The 13,115-nt window shown below is 63.0% G+C and carries 15 protein-coding genes and 1 pseudogene; 9 read left to right on the top strand and 7 right to left on the bottom strand.

What is annotated here, in order from left to right:
• The 3 genes from L6637_RS04445 to L6637_RS04435 form a co-directional block, all read right to left on the bottom strand.
• A complete protein-coding gene (locus L6637_RS04445) occupies positions 1 to 1,020 on the bottom strand; it encodes a polysaccharide deacetylase family protein (protein WP_237858240.1) in 1,020 nt (339 codons plus the stop codon).
• 164 nt (positions 1,021 to 1,184) lie between these two features.
• Positions 1,185 to 1,754 carry a glutathione peroxidase gene (locus L6637_RS04440; protein WP_237869347.1) on the bottom strand — a complete coding sequence of 190 codons (570 nt, stop codon included), beginning with the start codon at positions 1,752 to 1,754 and terminating at the stop codon, positions 1,185 to 1,187.
• A gap of 87 nt (positions 1,755 to 1,841) precedes the next feature.
• Complete coding sequence (locus L6637_RS04435; RefSeq protein ID WP_237869345.1) at positions 1,842 to 3,578, bottom strand: L,D-transpeptidase; 1,737 nt, start codon at positions 3,576 to 3,578, stop codon at positions 1,842 to 1,844.
• Between the two features lie 208 nt (positions 3,579 to 3,786).
• On the opposite strand from L6637_RS04435, the gene L6637_RS04430 reads away from it, so the two are divergent.
• Entirely contained in the window at positions 3,787 to 4,335 is a 549-nt protein-coding gene (locus tag L6637_RS04430; protein WP_237858236.1) for a CreA family protein, read from the top strand.
• Positions 4,336 to 4,346: 11 nt separating this feature from the next.
• On the opposite strand, the gene L6637_RS04425 is transcribed toward L6637_RS04430, so the two are convergent.
• Both L6637_RS04425 and L6637_RS04420 read right to left on the bottom strand, forming a co-directional pair.
• Positions 4,347 to 4,544: a hypothetical protein gene (locus L6637_RS04425; RefSeq protein ID WP_237869343.1), complete on the bottom strand. Its 198-nt coding sequence runs from the start codon at positions 4,542 to 4,544 to the stop codon at positions 4,347 to 4,349.
• Positions 4,545 to 4,764: 220 nt separating this feature from the next.
• The gene (locus L6637_RS04420) at positions 4,765 to 4,956 is read right to left on the bottom strand and encodes a hypothetical protein (RefSeq protein WP_237869341.1); all 192 of its coding nucleotides are present in this window, start codon (positions 4,954 to 4,956) and stop codon (positions 4,765 to 4,767) included.
• Here L6637_RS04420 and L6637_RS04415 point away from each other — a divergent pair.
• Both L6637_RS04415 and L6637_RS04410 read left to right on the top strand, forming a co-directional pair.
• Positions 4,955 to 5,119, top strand: coding sequence for a hypothetical protein (locus tag L6637_RS04415; RefSeq protein ID WP_237869340.1), 165 nt, complete (start codon positions 4,955 to 4,957; stop codon positions 5,117 to 5,119). The genes L6637_RS04420 and L6637_RS04415 overlap by 2 nt on opposite strands.
• Before the next feature lie 37 nt (positions 5,120 to 5,156).
• Positions 5,157 to 5,522 (top strand): hypothetical protein, encoded by a 366-nt coding sequence (locus tag L6637_RS04410; protein ID WP_237869339.1) that lies wholly within the window; start codon positions 5,157 to 5,159, stop codon positions 5,520 to 5,522.
• A gap of 111 nt (positions 5,523 to 5,633) precedes the next feature.
• On the opposite strand, the gene L6637_RS04405 is transcribed toward L6637_RS04410, so the two are convergent.
• Positions 5,634 to 5,891, bottom strand: coding sequence for a DUF6719 family protein (locus tag L6637_RS04405; RefSeq protein ID WP_237869338.1), 258 nt, complete (start codon positions 5,889 to 5,891; stop codon positions 5,634 to 5,636).
• Positions 5,892 to 5,959: 68 nt separating this feature from the next.
• Positions 5,960 to 7,423 (bottom strand): MocR-like pyridoxine biosynthesis transcription factor PdxR, encoded by a 1,464-nt coding sequence (gene pdxR, locus L6637_RS04400; protein ID WP_237869337.1) that lies wholly within the window; start codon positions 7,421 to 7,423, stop codon positions 5,960 to 5,962.
• Positions 7,424 to 7,507: 84 nt separating this feature from the next.
• Here pdxR and L6637_RS04395 point away from each other — a divergent pair, with 84 nt between their 5' ends.
• From L6637_RS04395 to kynA, 6 genes and pseudogenes are all read left to right on the top strand, one after another.
• Positions 7,508 to 8,236 (top strand): pyridoxamine 5'-phosphate oxidase family protein, encoded by a 729-nt coding sequence (locus L6637_RS04395; RefSeq protein WP_237870011.1) that lies wholly within the window; start codon positions 7,508 to 7,510, stop codon positions 8,234 to 8,236.
• Positions 8,237 to 8,287: 51 nt separating this feature from the next.
• A complete protein-coding gene (locus tag L6637_RS04390) occupies positions 8,288 to 9,565 on the top strand; it encodes an ArgE/DapE family deacylase (RefSeq protein WP_237869336.1) in 1,278 nt (425 codons plus the stop codon).
• Between the two features lie 297 nt (positions 9,566 to 9,862).
• On the top strand, positions 9,863 to 10,378 hold the full coding sequence (locus L6637_RS04385) for a hypothetical protein (RefSeq protein ID WP_237869335.1): 516 nt from the start codon (positions 9,863 to 9,865) through the stop codon (positions 10,376 to 10,378).
• A 308-nt stretch (positions 10,379 to 10,686) separates the two neighbouring features.
• A pseudogene (locus L6637_RS04380) lies at positions 10,687 to 11,187 on the top strand (M20/M25/M40 family metallo-hydrolase); the annotation flags it as partial.
• A 244-nt stretch (positions 11,188 to 11,431) separates the two neighbouring features.
• On the top strand, positions 11,432 to 12,241 hold the full coding sequence (locus L6637_RS04375) for an alpha/beta hydrolase (protein WP_237869333.1): 810 nt from the start codon (positions 11,432 to 11,434) through the stop codon (positions 12,239 to 12,241).
• 32 nt (positions 12,242 to 12,273) lie between these two features.
• Complete coding sequence (gene kynA / locus L6637_RS04370; protein WP_237869331.1) at positions 12,274 to 13,113, top strand: tryptophan 2,3-dioxygenase; 840 nt, start codon at positions 12,274 to 12,276, stop codon at positions 13,111 to 13,113.
• The last annotated feature ends 2 nt before the right edge of the window (positions 13,114 to 13,115 follow it).

Here is a 13,115-nt window from a genome sequence, read left to right as displayed (position 1 = left end):
CTATTCGGAAACGGTCGTCACCACGGAATTGACCGGGCGCGTGCTGACCGTCGGCAGCTTGACGTCCTTCATCAGCTCTTGGTCGTATTCGGGGAGCGAAGCGACCGGCGCCTTGGCGCGCATCGCCACGATCTTGTAGCCGCCGGCCTTGAGGCGGTTCAGAAGCTCGGGCAGCGCTTCCGCCGTGTGCTTCTGGAAGTCGTGCATCAGGATGATGCCCTTGCCCTTGTTCTCGAGCTTCTTCATCACGGTCTCGATCACCTTCTCGGGCTTCGAGGCCTTGAAGTCGAAGGAGTCGATGTCGCAGGAGAAGATCGCAACGTTGCGGTTGCCGAGATAGGTGACCATCTCCGGCGGATGCTGCAGCGCCGGGAAGCGGAAGAACGCGGCCGGCGAGATGCCGCCGAGCGCCCATTTCACGGCGCTGATGCCCTTCTCGATCTCGTCCTTGCGCTGCGCTTCGTTCAGCTTCTTGTCGTTGAGGTTGGCGTGCGACCAGGTGTGGGTGCCGATGACGTGACCGGCCGCGTAGACCTGCTTCAGGATCTCCGGCTCGTAGGTGGCGTGCTTGCCGATCGAGAAGAAAATGCCGGTAGTGCATTGGTCGGCGAGCGCCTTCAGCACGGCAGGCGTGTTGCGCGGCCAGGGACCGTCGTCGAAGGTCAGGACGACCTCCTTGTCGCGCAGGAAGTCGAGCTCCTTGAAATGCTCGAAGCCGAAGCCGGGGCCGCCTGTCGTGTCGATCTCCACGGTGCGGGCGACGCCCAGCGCGTTCGGATTGTTGCAGGCGGCGCGCGCCGGCTGCGGCGCCTGTTGCGGCGGGGGCGGGAAGGCTGCGCTCGGTTGCGCAGCAGCTGCCGCGGGGGCAGCGGCTGCTGGAGCTGCGGCTGCGGCCGGTGCTGCTGCGGGCGCGGCCTGGGTGGCGGCTGCGGGTTTTGCGGCAGGGGTCTGCGACCATGCCGCGCCTGTCAGCGCAACAGACATCGCGCTTGCCAAAATCAGTTTTGCCGCCACACGCATGGTGTTGTCCTCGAGATTGATCCCGTTGGTCCGCCGTGGCTTTTCGCCTCCGGCCGAACCCTTCCTGCCCCTCACCATCTTAGCCTAGATGGTGCTCCATCGCCATTGCAACGGCTGTTTGGCGCTTCGCCGCAATTGTGCCCAACCGCGTTGCCGCCGGCCCATCAACTATCGGCCAATGCCCGGGCTATCGCGGTTTTGACGCGCGTGTCGGCCGGCTCCACGGCTGAAGGAAACACCTCGGCGATATAACCGTCGCGGCCGATCAGGTATTTGTGGAAGTTCCACTTCGGAACCTCCTTCGGCCGCGCCTCGGCCGCCCATTTGTAGAAGGGATGGGCCTTCGCCCCTGTCACGACCGCCTTGGCCGCAATCGGGAAGGTAACTCCGTATTGGTGGTGCGCGGTCTCCGAGATCTCGCTGGTGCCGCCAGGCTCCTGGCCGCCGAAATCATTGGAGGGCACGCCGATCACGGTAAGGCCGCGCGCGTGAAACTCGGTCCAAAGCTCCTGCAGCCCGGCATATTGTGGCGTGTAACCGCACAGCGAGGCCGTGTTGACGACCAGCAGCGGTTTACCGGTGAACGCGGCGAGCCTGATGTCGTCACCGGACAAAGCGGGGAATGAAAAGACGTAAGCCGGGATCCGGCTCATGCCGCCATCGGCCCGCACGCGCGTTGCCGATGTGGCTGCTGCGAGCAGCGCAGTGGTGATGACGGTTCTGCGGTTCAACATGGCGGTGTCCCCCGGATGTGATCCGGGGCGGAGCTTACCCCGCCGTTGCGACTGGCCTGCTCAACACCGCGTTATCGCGACACAGGCTCAGTACAGGCGGACGATGAAGTCGGTGCCTTCGCCGGTCTCGCCCTGGTTGATGCCCTGGTCGGACACGATCACCGAGCCGCCGGTGGTGAGCATCTCGTTGATCTTCGCCATGGCGTCGGCCGGGATCGTGATGCGATCCAGTGCCTCGGCCGGGCTATCAGGCGTGATGACAGGCTTTGCGGCAACGGGGATCACGGCAGCGCCACGCTGCCGGCGCACCACGTGACCATCCTCGTCGCGCGCGGCGGCGCGGACGGCGACGGGCAGCGACACCACCGACCAATGCAGCGCATTCGAGTCGGACTTGTCGACCTCGGCCGTGAAGACATGGGTCCCGAGCGGCCGATCGCTTGCCGCGATCGTGACGGGCACATCGAACAGCGGCGCAAAGTTCTGCCGCACATAGAGCTTGGAGTCCCTGCGGCTGATGAACACCGCGATCTGACCGGTCCGCTTCGGCAGGTCCGGCTTCACGGAAGGCGCGGGATCGGCGACACGGGTCTGGTCTTTCTTCGCATCCGGCGAAGCAGCTTGCGCTGGTGCCGTTGCGGTCACAGGCGCGTCGGGCTTCTTCTCGGTCTCTGCCGTATCGGCCTTGACCGGCTCGGACTTGACGGGGTCCACAACCGCTTCCGCCTTCGGCGCCTCGACCTTCGCAGGCTCGGACTGTTCGGACTTTGCCGCCTCGACCTTGTCGGCCGGTTTCTCGTCCGACGTCGTCTTGGGAGCGTCCGCAACGTCAGTGGGCTTTGCTTCGGTGCTCGCCGCATCGGCGGGCTTGGCGGCGTCGTCCGTCTTCGAAACCGTCTCAGGCTGCTTGGCCGGCTCGGAGGCCTCGTCAGACTTGGGGTCGGTCTTGGCCGCTTCCTCGCGAACCGGTGCATTTCCGGTGGTCACATCCGACATCACGGTGTGGCCGACCGTCGAGCGCAGCTCGAGCACGCCGTCGGCGCTGGCGGTCTTCTCGAAAGATATGGTCTCGACAGGCTTCGCATCCGTGACCCTGGTGTCAGGCGCGCCCTTGTCCGCCTTGTCGCCGACGCTCGTCGGCTCGAGGCTTGCTGCGGGCTGCGGCGGGACGCGCAGCGAAGCGAGCATCGGGTGCGAGAAGCTTTGCGGCGTCATCTGGCCGGGCGAGACGATCACGCGCGCGCCCATCTTGGTCCAGTTCCACATCTTCACCGCGAACGCCATCGGCATGCGGATGCAGCCGTGCGAGGCCGGATAGCCCGGCAGCACGCCGGCATGCATGGCGACGCCGGACCAGGTGATCCGCTGCATGTACGGCATCGGCGCGCCGCTGTAGATGTTGGAGTGGTGGAATTTGTGCTTCTGGATGACGCTGAACACACCCATCGGCGTCGAGTGGCCCTTCATGCCGGTCGACACCGGCGACTCCGCGAACACGCCGTTGGAATCGTAGATCGTCACCTTCTGCCGCTCGATCGAGACGACGATGACGAGCGGGCCTTGCGGCTTGGCGCCGGTCTCTTTCTCGACGAGCGCCTCGTCCTTTTTCTTGGCCGCCGAGCCGCGCTTCTGCGGCTTCTGTCGCAGCTCCGCCGGATACCGCTGTTGCGGGGCGTAGTAGGACGCGCCCGAGTAGTCCGGATAATAATAGAACGCTGCTTCCGCCTGGCTCGCTGTTCCGATCGCACCCGCCGCCGCCAAAATCGCGACCTGCCACAGCCTTACCGGCGCGGCCGAAAAGGGGGACCCGTTCACGCTATTCATTCCTCGAATCCACAATCCAAATCAGATGTTAGTGTCGCAGAGGGGATACGCGTTCACCAGCATGGCGGTTCTGCCGTCCGCTACTTTTGTTCAAGACGTAACAAAAAAGCCTCACAGAGCGGTAAACGGCGGCCGTGCCCGCCTGCCGTCATCTTCCTGACGGGACCTTCCGTGCCTACATTGCTGGGACTTGTTACCGGAGAACTTCATGTCATCTCGTTTCCCCGGTCTTTCCGGCATCCGCTTGAAAGGCCTTGCTTTATTGCTCCTGGCTCTGGTCATCCCTCTGGCTTCCGCATCGGCCGCCGACGAGCCCGATCTGATCTTCCGCCGCTCCACCGTGTTCAAATGGATGAGCCCTAATGACAGGCTCGCGACCTATGGCCTCGACGACCCCGAGGTCGAGGGCGTGGCCTGTCATTTCACGGTGCCGGAGAAGGGGGGCTTCAAGGGCTGGCTGGGACTTGCCGAGGAGGTCTCGGACATCTCGCTCGCCTGCCGCCAGGTCGGCCCGATCAAGTTCAAGGACAAGATGGAGCAGGGCGACGACATGTTCCGCAGGCGCCGATCGCTCTTCTTCAAGAAGATGCAGATCGTGCGCGGCTGCGACGCCAAGCGCAATGTGCTGGTCTACATGGTCTATTCGGACAAGCTGATCGAGGGATCGCCGAAGAACTCGACCTCGACGGTGCCGATCATGCCGTGGGGACCGGCCGACGCAAACGTCCAGAAGTGTGGCGACTTCTTCACTCAGTGACGCACTTGCGTTCACTCAGTATTGTGATCGCGCTTCAACCGCGATTTGACGAGGTGCGAGCCGCTCAGCCGCACGAACGCCTGGGGCGCGGCCTCGTAGCCGCGTCCTGATTGCAGCGCCATCGCGCCGGGGCGGTCGCCGGTCTGCCGATCGGCGCGGTCCGTAGGCTGCGCCGCGTCGCGCACCGTTGCGCGATCTTGCGCGATCATGATGGCCATCCCTCAACTATGTGCCCTGATAATGACGGGCCGTTCGGTTTCGAAGGCTTCGGTCGCGTCCGATCGATTCTGGGTTCATCGGCGGGACCGGCCCTCGTTTGCCGACCTCTTCAGCAGAAAACCGTAAAATGCATGTGAAGCGCTGACGTCGCCGAGATGACCGCTTCGCCTCGAGTGGTATGGACGGTCGTTCTCATCGAGGTTCAAACCCTCAAGCGCCCCATCTGAAATGATTGATGTTTTCGGCAGATTGTTTCGTCGCGCCGCGGGTGACGAAACAATTCTGATCGGTAACGAAACCATTTTGGGCTTTGGGCGCATCACGGGAGAAACCGCTGATGGTTATCAGGGTGACAACGACGACGGCAGCACCGCCGGCCACGCAATTCGGAGACAAGTCCATGCGCGCGCTCAGCTTCATCCTCGCTTTCGGTTTCGTGCTCGCCGGTTCCTCGCTCGCCGGAGCACCGGACGGCAATCTGCCCGGCATCGGGACTTTCCAGTACAGCGGCTCGCCGATCACCACCACGGCGCCGCAGCCGATCGTCCTTGCGACGCGCCTCTGATCCCCCAACGAGAAAATCAGCCCGCAAAGGCGCCATCATGTACCTTCGTTTCTGCGCCGCGGTGTTTTTGTCCCTTCTGACCATCAGCTCCGTTCAGGCTCAGGTGCGCTCACCGAGCCGGTTGCCGGATCCGCGCACGGAGTTCGTGAGGCAATGTGCGCCGCGCATGCTCGGGCGCTGGGAACATCCGGAAGAGGTCTGCGGCTGCCTGCATGATCATGCGGCTGCCGTCGTTGAGGATCGCGACCTGCGCGAGGCGCTGCTGCGCGGCATCAGCGAGACAGGCGTTCCCACGATCGAGACCGATTGGGTGCCGGCGGCAAAGCAAGGCGAGATCGGCGCGACCTTCACCAAGATCGCCAAGCCGACCTTGCAGTGCATGTTCGACCCGGCGAAGTCCTAAGGGTCTATTGTTTGAGCATGATCTCCGCGCAAACGCGTTCCGCGTTTGTCGCGAGGGAAAACCGCTTCACACTTTGCGCTAACGCGGCCCTTCGGGTCCGGATCATGCTCGTCACCTCGACTTCGGACCGAACCGCGGCACACAGGATGCTGTCCGCGCGACGCCCTTGTCCGTCATCTTCGAGCCGCGCACTTCCTTGACCTGTCCGGCTGGGCAGGTCCCGTCATCCACCTGCACGCGCTGGCCGAGCTTGAGATCGACGATATCCTGTTCACGTCCAACCGTGGTCGCGTAGGCCGGCGGGGCAAGCGCGGAGAAGATCAGGAGCGCGACGCAGGCTGCGCGGCCGAGTGAGTCGACAAGTGACATGATGAGAGATCCCGGAATCGATTCCGCGATGTTTAGCAGCAGGCTCTGATTTTGATAGTGAACCTTTGTCAGGCCCGCCGGGCCTGATGGCCCTTGGTGCGTAATCTGGCCCGCGCTTCCTTCGCGAGGCGTTCGGCGGCGGCGACGAGTTGTGGAACCGCATGCCCTGAAAATCCCAGCACGAAACCGGGCAGGGGCCGCGCCCGCGCATAGGTGTCGGCGAGCAGCCAACCTTCCGCACCTGCGGCCTGCTTCGCCTCAGCTGCGACCGCGGGGGCAACCGATGGATCGAACCGCGCCACGAGATGAAGGCCCTGCGACGGCACCGGGACCGACAGCACACCATCTGACGCGGCTTCGAGCGTCTCGGCCAGCGCATCGCGTGCCTCACGATAAAGCTTTCGCACGCGCCTCAGATTCGCGGCGAATGCGCCTGAGTTAAGCATGTCGGCGACTGCGCCCTCCATCAGTGTGGCAGGAAAGCGATCGAGCGCGGCGCGCGCGGTCGTGACGTCTGCAATCAGGCGCTCGGGCAGAGCGCAATAGCCGATGCGCAGGCCCGGAAACAGCGTCTTGGCGAAGGTGCCCATGTAGATCACGCGCTGCAGATGATCGATGCCGGCAAGCGACATCAGCGGCGCGCCGTCGTAACGGAACTCGCTGTCGTAATCGTCCTCGAAAACAAAGGCGCCGGCCTGCTTCGCCCAGTCCAGCAGCTCAAGCCGCCGCGGCATCGACATCTGCACGCCCAGAGGAAACTGATGCGACGGCGTCACATAGGCCGCGCGTGCGTGTGGCGCGGTGGTGCGCCCCCTCGCGACTTGCATTCCGTGCGCGTCAACCGGAACGGGCACGGTGCGGTAACCGCACTGCGCGATGGTCTTGCGCGCGGTGGGATAGCCGGGGTCCTCGCACCAGACTTGATCGTTCGGTTTCAAGAGAGCGCCCAGCACGATGCGCAGCGTATGCAGCGTGCCAGAGGTGAGCATGATCTGGTCGGGGTCGCAGCGCAGCCCACGCGCCGATAGCAGATGATCGGCGATCGCGACGCGCAATTCGCGGCTGCCGCGCGGGTCGCCGTAATGCAGGTGTTCGCTGCCAAAGGCGCGCATCCGTCGGCCGACGAAGGCCCGAAAACGTTGCACCGCGCGCTCGTCGATATGGGTGCAGCCGAGCGAAAGTGCGCCTTGTTTCGGCGTTTCGACAGTCACCTTCGGCTTCCTGGTCGCGGCGGCGCGCGCCGGGATGCGTGTCGCCACGAACGTGCCGGAGCCGACGGTCGCTTGTGCGAATCCGTCGGCGATCAGGCGCTCGTAAGCCGTGACCACCGCGTTGCGCCGAAAGCCGGTCTGCTTCGCCAGCCTCCGCGAGGGCGGCAGCGGCTCGCCAGGTTTGACGAGACCAGAGACGATCATCTCGCACAGGGCCTGGTACAGCCGGTGCGCCGAGGACGCGCCGGCTGTGATGTGCGGGCCGGTGAGATCGAGCGGCAGCTCGGCTTTCCCGGGAGAATTGGTCGGAATTTTTCGCATGGAATTGGCACTATCGCAGACCAAATGCGACGCTACAACTAGCCTGGAAGTGTTCCCGATGCGACAGGAGCGGCCGTGAGCCAGATCGAAAGCCAAAAGTCCTATCAACCGTCCTATCCAACATCAGCGCGCAATCAGGTGAAGCGCCGGCACGACCGCGGCTTCTACGATCACGCTACCGTTCACCGCATCCTGGATTCCTCGATGATGTGCCACGTCTCCTACGTGATCGACGGCCAGCCCTATTGCACGCCGACCTTCTTCTGGCGCGAGGGGACCAAGCTCTACTGGCACGGCTCGAGTGCCAGCCGCATGTTGCGCAACCAGGCCAAAGGTGAGCGCGTGTGCCTGACGGTCGCCCATCTCGACAGCCTTGTGCTGGCGCGCTGCGGCTTCAATCACTCCGCCGATTACCGCGCAGTGATGGCGTTTGGCACCGCCTATCTCGTCACCGATCCCGTGGAGAAGGAGCGCGCGGTGGTCGCGATGGTCGACCGCTTCTTCCCGGATCGCACCGCGAGCCTGCGCGCCAGCAATGTCCAGGAGATCAAGGCGACCTCCTTCATCGCGATGGAGATCGAGGAGGCCTCTGCAAAAGTCCGCGCCAAGGGTGTCGCCGACGACGATGAGGACTATGAATTACCGATCTATGCCGAGCGCATTCCGGTCCGCACCGTTCTTGGGGCGCCGGAACCATGCCCGCGGCTGCTCGATGGCGTCAGCCGGCCCGCGACGCTGAATGTCTATTCCGAGGGCCGCCTGCTCGAAGATGCATTGCGGGATGCATATTTTGTGGAGTACCCGAACGGCTGAAATCGGCTAGCTTGCGCGCACCCTCGATCAATGGATGCCCGGAGTTGCCTGATGAACGCCGAAACGCAACAGAGGATTCTTGACGCCGTCGACGCCGGCTTCGAAGCCCAGCTTGCGACCACTCGCGATTTCGTCGCGATCCCTTCGACCCGCGGGGCGGAGGGGCCGTGCCAGGACATGATCGGCGACCTCCTGCGGGCGCGCGGCTACGAGCTCGACGACTGGCACATCAATGTCGATGACTTGAAAGACCTCCGTGGCTTCGGGCCGATCGAGCATGATTTCTCGAGGGCACGCACGGTGGTCGGCACCTATCGGCCGGCGACGGAAGCGGGCAAATCGCTGATCCTCCAGGGTCACTGCGACGTGGTGCCTGCGGGCCCGCTGGAACTGTGGGACACGCCGCCGTTCTCGCCCGTCATCAAGGACGGCAAGATGTTCGGCCGCGGCGCCTGCGACATGAAGTCGGGTACGATCGGCGCACTCTATGCGCTCGACGCGATCAAGGCGGCCGGTCTGAAGCCGACCGCGCGCATTCATTTCCAGTCAGTGATCGAGGAGGAAAGCACTGGCGTCGGCGCACTCTCGACGCTTCAGCGCGGCTATCGCGCCGACGCCTGCTTCATCCCCGAGCCGACCAGTGGCAAAATGGTGCGCTCGCAGGTCGGCGTGATCTGGTTTCGCCTGCGCGTGAAGGGTCATCCGGTCCACGTCGCGCATGCGGGCTCGGGCGCCAACGCGATCATGGCGGCGTATCACCTGATCCAGGCGGTGCAGAAGCTCGAGATCGAATGGAACGAGCGGGCCAAGGCCGACCGTCACTTCAAGACGCTCAACCACCCCATCAATTTCAACCCCGGCATCATCAAGGGCGGCGACTGGGCTTCCAGCGTCCCAGCCTGGTGCGACGTCGATTGCCGAATCGCCGTCCTGCCGGGCTGGTCGATCGCCGATCACCAGAAGGAAATTCTGGCGTGCATCGCCGCGGCCTCGCGCAACCACCGCTTCCTCGCCAACAATCCGCCTGAGGTGGAATGGTCCGGCTTCCTGTCGGAAGGCTATGAGCTGACCGATTCCGCGGCGCCGGAAGCGGCCTTCGGCAAGGCCTTCAACAAGGTCTATGGCGGCGCGGTCGAGGACCTCGTCTTCACCGCGCTCACTGACACCCGCTTCTACGGCCTCAACCACGGCATCCCCAGCCTGTGCTTCGGCGCCAGCGGCGGCGAGATGCACGGCTTCAACGAATTTGTCGATCTGGAATCGCTTAAGAAGACGACCAAGGCGATGGCGCTGTTCGTTGCGGAATGGTGTGGGGTGGAGAAGGCGTAGCGGCGGGATGCGAATGCAATCTTCCCCTTCGGGGGTTGAGCGGCGTGAAAACTTTAGATTCCTGTCGCTGTTGCGTGGATCACACAGCCCAAAAAGAGTTCCGCGAAACGGCCCCCGGGACTTGCCTCATGCGCGAGAGTCGGATTGACTTCAACTGCTGGGTAGGGGCGGCGCGTTGTAAACGCGTCGGCGGGGAAGGCATAACCAGATGCCAAATCTTGTAGTTAACGTTCATTTTTTCGACCGCCGTCCTAAACGGTGGCGCTTGCAGTTTTTCCCGGGCCTTTGATTCAGATCATGGCGATCGGACCACGAGAGCGTCGGATCGCAGCATTTGGTGCAATCGCGGCTGCCATCTTGGTGCTGGCGGTGTCAGCGGAATACTTTACGCCTGGTAAACCAAAGCTAAGCACGGTTTATCAACTCGTCTTGATCACGCTAGCTGGAAACTGGAACCCCGCTGACGTCGACCCAAATTGGAATGCAGTGACCGCTGCGGTCGCACTGCTTCTGAACTTGGCGTCGTTGCTGGCGTTGTTCAAGATCTTTCAGTTCGTGAGCGGCCAACAGGAGCGCAGCATGAAAGCCATCGACCTGCTCGACATCTTCAATGACTTGGTGACCGCCAAGGTCTCCAGCGAGATTGCTGATGAGTTCCATATTGAAGGTGATGCAGAGAAGGGTAGGCTGAATGATGTTGTCGCGAAGGCCGTGAAGAGCACTAAAGATCTTTGGGTGAAGCGTACCGTTCCTCATCTCCTCAATAAAGAAGACGCTCAGCGGTTCATAAAGTCGCTCGACGAAAAGTACTAAGGCCTCAAAAAATCAAAACCACTAATCTCGCCGGTTGGTTGCTTGCTAGGGGGGCGCCAATGAATGGTGACCGCGTGTTTATTGAGCGTTTGGTCCGAAGATTAAAAGCCAAGGGATTGAGTGACGATCAAATAGTGGTCGAGGTCGCGATACACTTCGGGCGTGATGAGGAGGAAGTGAAAGGCCACCTTAAGCGTTGGGGTCTTATCTGAGTGTTGTCGCAGCGCTGACTAGAAACTCGCTGGCATTCACTTCTTCTCGCGAGTTTGAGTGACCGACCCATTTGGCGAGCACGCAAAGATTGATCCTCGCTTCAATATGCCATCAATTTCAACCCCGGCATCATCAAGGGCGGCGACTGGGCTTCCAGCGTCCCGGCCTGGTGCGACGTCGATTGCCGAATCGCCGTCCTGCTGGGCTGGTCGATCGCCGATCACCAGAAGGAAATTCTGGCGTGCATCGCCGCGGCCTCGCGCAACCACCGCTTCCTCGCCAACAATCCGCCTGATGTGGAATGGTCCGGCTTCCTGTCGGAAGGCTATGAGTTGACCGATTCCGCGGCGCCGGAAGCGGCCTTCGGCAAGGCCTTCAACAAGGTCTATGGCGGCGCGGTCGAGGACCTCGTCTTCACCGCGCTCACTGACACCCGCTTCTACGGCCTCAACCACGGCATCCCCAGCCTGTGCTTCGGCGCCAGCGGCGGCGAGATGCACGGCTTCAACGAATTTGTCGATCTGGAATCGCTTAAGAAGACGACCAAGGCGATGGCGCTGTTCATCGCGGAGTGGTGTGGGGTGGAGAAGGCGTAGGCGTCGCCACGACCACGGTCCCGTAGGATTGGCAAAGGCGCACTTGCGCCGTGCCCACGAGCTTTCTCGATTTCAACGAAACCGTGGGCACGCTTTCGCTTTGCCGACCCTACGGCATCTTGGTTGTGGCGCCAGTTGCCCGAAACAACGGCTCGCCAATTCCTTTAAGCTTAAAATAAAGACTAGGATGCCGCCCTGACCGGTGGCAGACTGGGGTTCGCTGAACGAGTCCCCGGGAGTCACGATGCGCGATTGGGATGATGCTTATGCCAACTCGGCCCATATCCCGGGCTCGGACAAGATGCCGGCGCAATGGGCGGAGCGGGCGGCGGCCTATCGGGCGGGGCTGAAGCATTTTCGCGCCGACGTCGCCTATGGCTCCGGTGAGCGTCAGAGCTTTGATCTGATCCTGCCCGATGGCGACAGCAAGGGTCTCGTCGTGTTCGTGCACGGCGGCTACTGGATGCGCTTCGACAAATCGGCCTGGACGGACCTCGCCGAAGGCGCGCGGCGTCACGGCTGGACGGTTTGCTTGCCGAGCTACACGCTGGCCCCCGCTGCGCGCATTTCCGACATGACCGCGGAGATCATTGCCGCGACCACGAAAGCAGCCTCGCTCGTCGGGGGACCGATCCGGCTCGCCGGGCATTCGGCGGGCGGTCATCTCGTCACGCGCATGCTGTGCGACGACAGCCGGCTCGAGCCTTCAGTCTTCAACCGCATCGCCGGCACGCTTTCGATCAGCGGGCTGCACGATCTGCGGCCGCTTTTGAAGACGAAGATGAACGAGACGCTGCGCATGACCATGGAGGAGGCGGCGCTGGAGAGCGCGGCGCTGCATCTGCCGCGGGGCCATTCGCCCGTTACCGCCTGGGTCGGTGGCAGCGAGCGGCCGGAATTCATCCGCCAGTCCGATTTGCTGGCCAACGTATGGACCGGCTTTGACGTCCCGACACGTCTTGTCGTCGATCCCGGGCTCAACCATTTCACCGTGATCGACGCGCTGAAGGACCCGTCCTCGCAGATCACCGCGCGCCTGATCGGGCTCGACTAGCGGGCAGGGATGATCGACCGAAAGGACCTCTCATGACGTCCAGCGATTATGATCCCTCAAGCGAAGGCGCCGAGACGGATTTCGCCCGGCGCATGTCCTACGGCGACTATCTGTCGCTGGATGCGATCCTCGGCGCGCAGCACCCACTCTCGGAGGCGCATGACGAGATGCTGTTCATCATCCAGCATCAGACCACCGAGCTGTGGATGCGGCTCGCAATCCACGAGCTCAGCGCCGCGCGTCGTGCCATCGCCAAAGATGATGTGGCTCCTGCCATGAAGATGCTGGCGCGGATGTCGCGCATCTTCGAGCAGCTCAACAATGCCTGGGACGTGCTGCGGACGATGACCCCGAGCGAATACACCCGCTTCCGCTCCCAGCTCGGCCAGTCCTCGGGCTTCCAGTCGCGGCAGTACCGGCTGATCGAATATCTGCTCGGGAATCGCAACCACGCCATGCTGAAGCCGCACGCGCACGACGTGGAAACGACAAAACTGCTCGAGGCCGAGCTTGCGACGCCGAGCCTCTATGACGAGGTGCTGCGGCTTGCGAACCGCAACGGGCTCAAGATGCCGGCCGCTGTGCTGGCGCGCGATGTCCGTGAGACCCACAGCTTCAGCGAGGGCGTGCTTCACGCCTGGCGCGAGGTCTACCAGGCGCCGGAGACGCACTGGATGCTGTACGAGCTCGCCGAGAAGCTGGTCGATTTCGAGGATTATTTCCGGCGCTGGCGCTTCAACCATGTCACGACAGTCGAGCGCGTCATCGGCTTCAAGCGCGGCACCGGTGGCACCGGCGGCGTCAGCTACCTCAAGCGTATGCTGGAGGTCGAGCTGTTCCCGGAGCTCTGGCGCGTGCGCACGATTCTGTAGAG

The organism is Bradyrhizobium zhengyangense (assembly GCF_022012435.1).
GTDB lineage: Bacteria > Pseudomonadota > Alphaproteobacteria > Rhizobiales > Xanthobacteraceae > Bradyrhizobium > Bradyrhizobium zhengyangense.
Note: the sequence above shows the minus strand (reverse complement) of the source record. Positions and strands in the feature narration are given on the sequence as shown.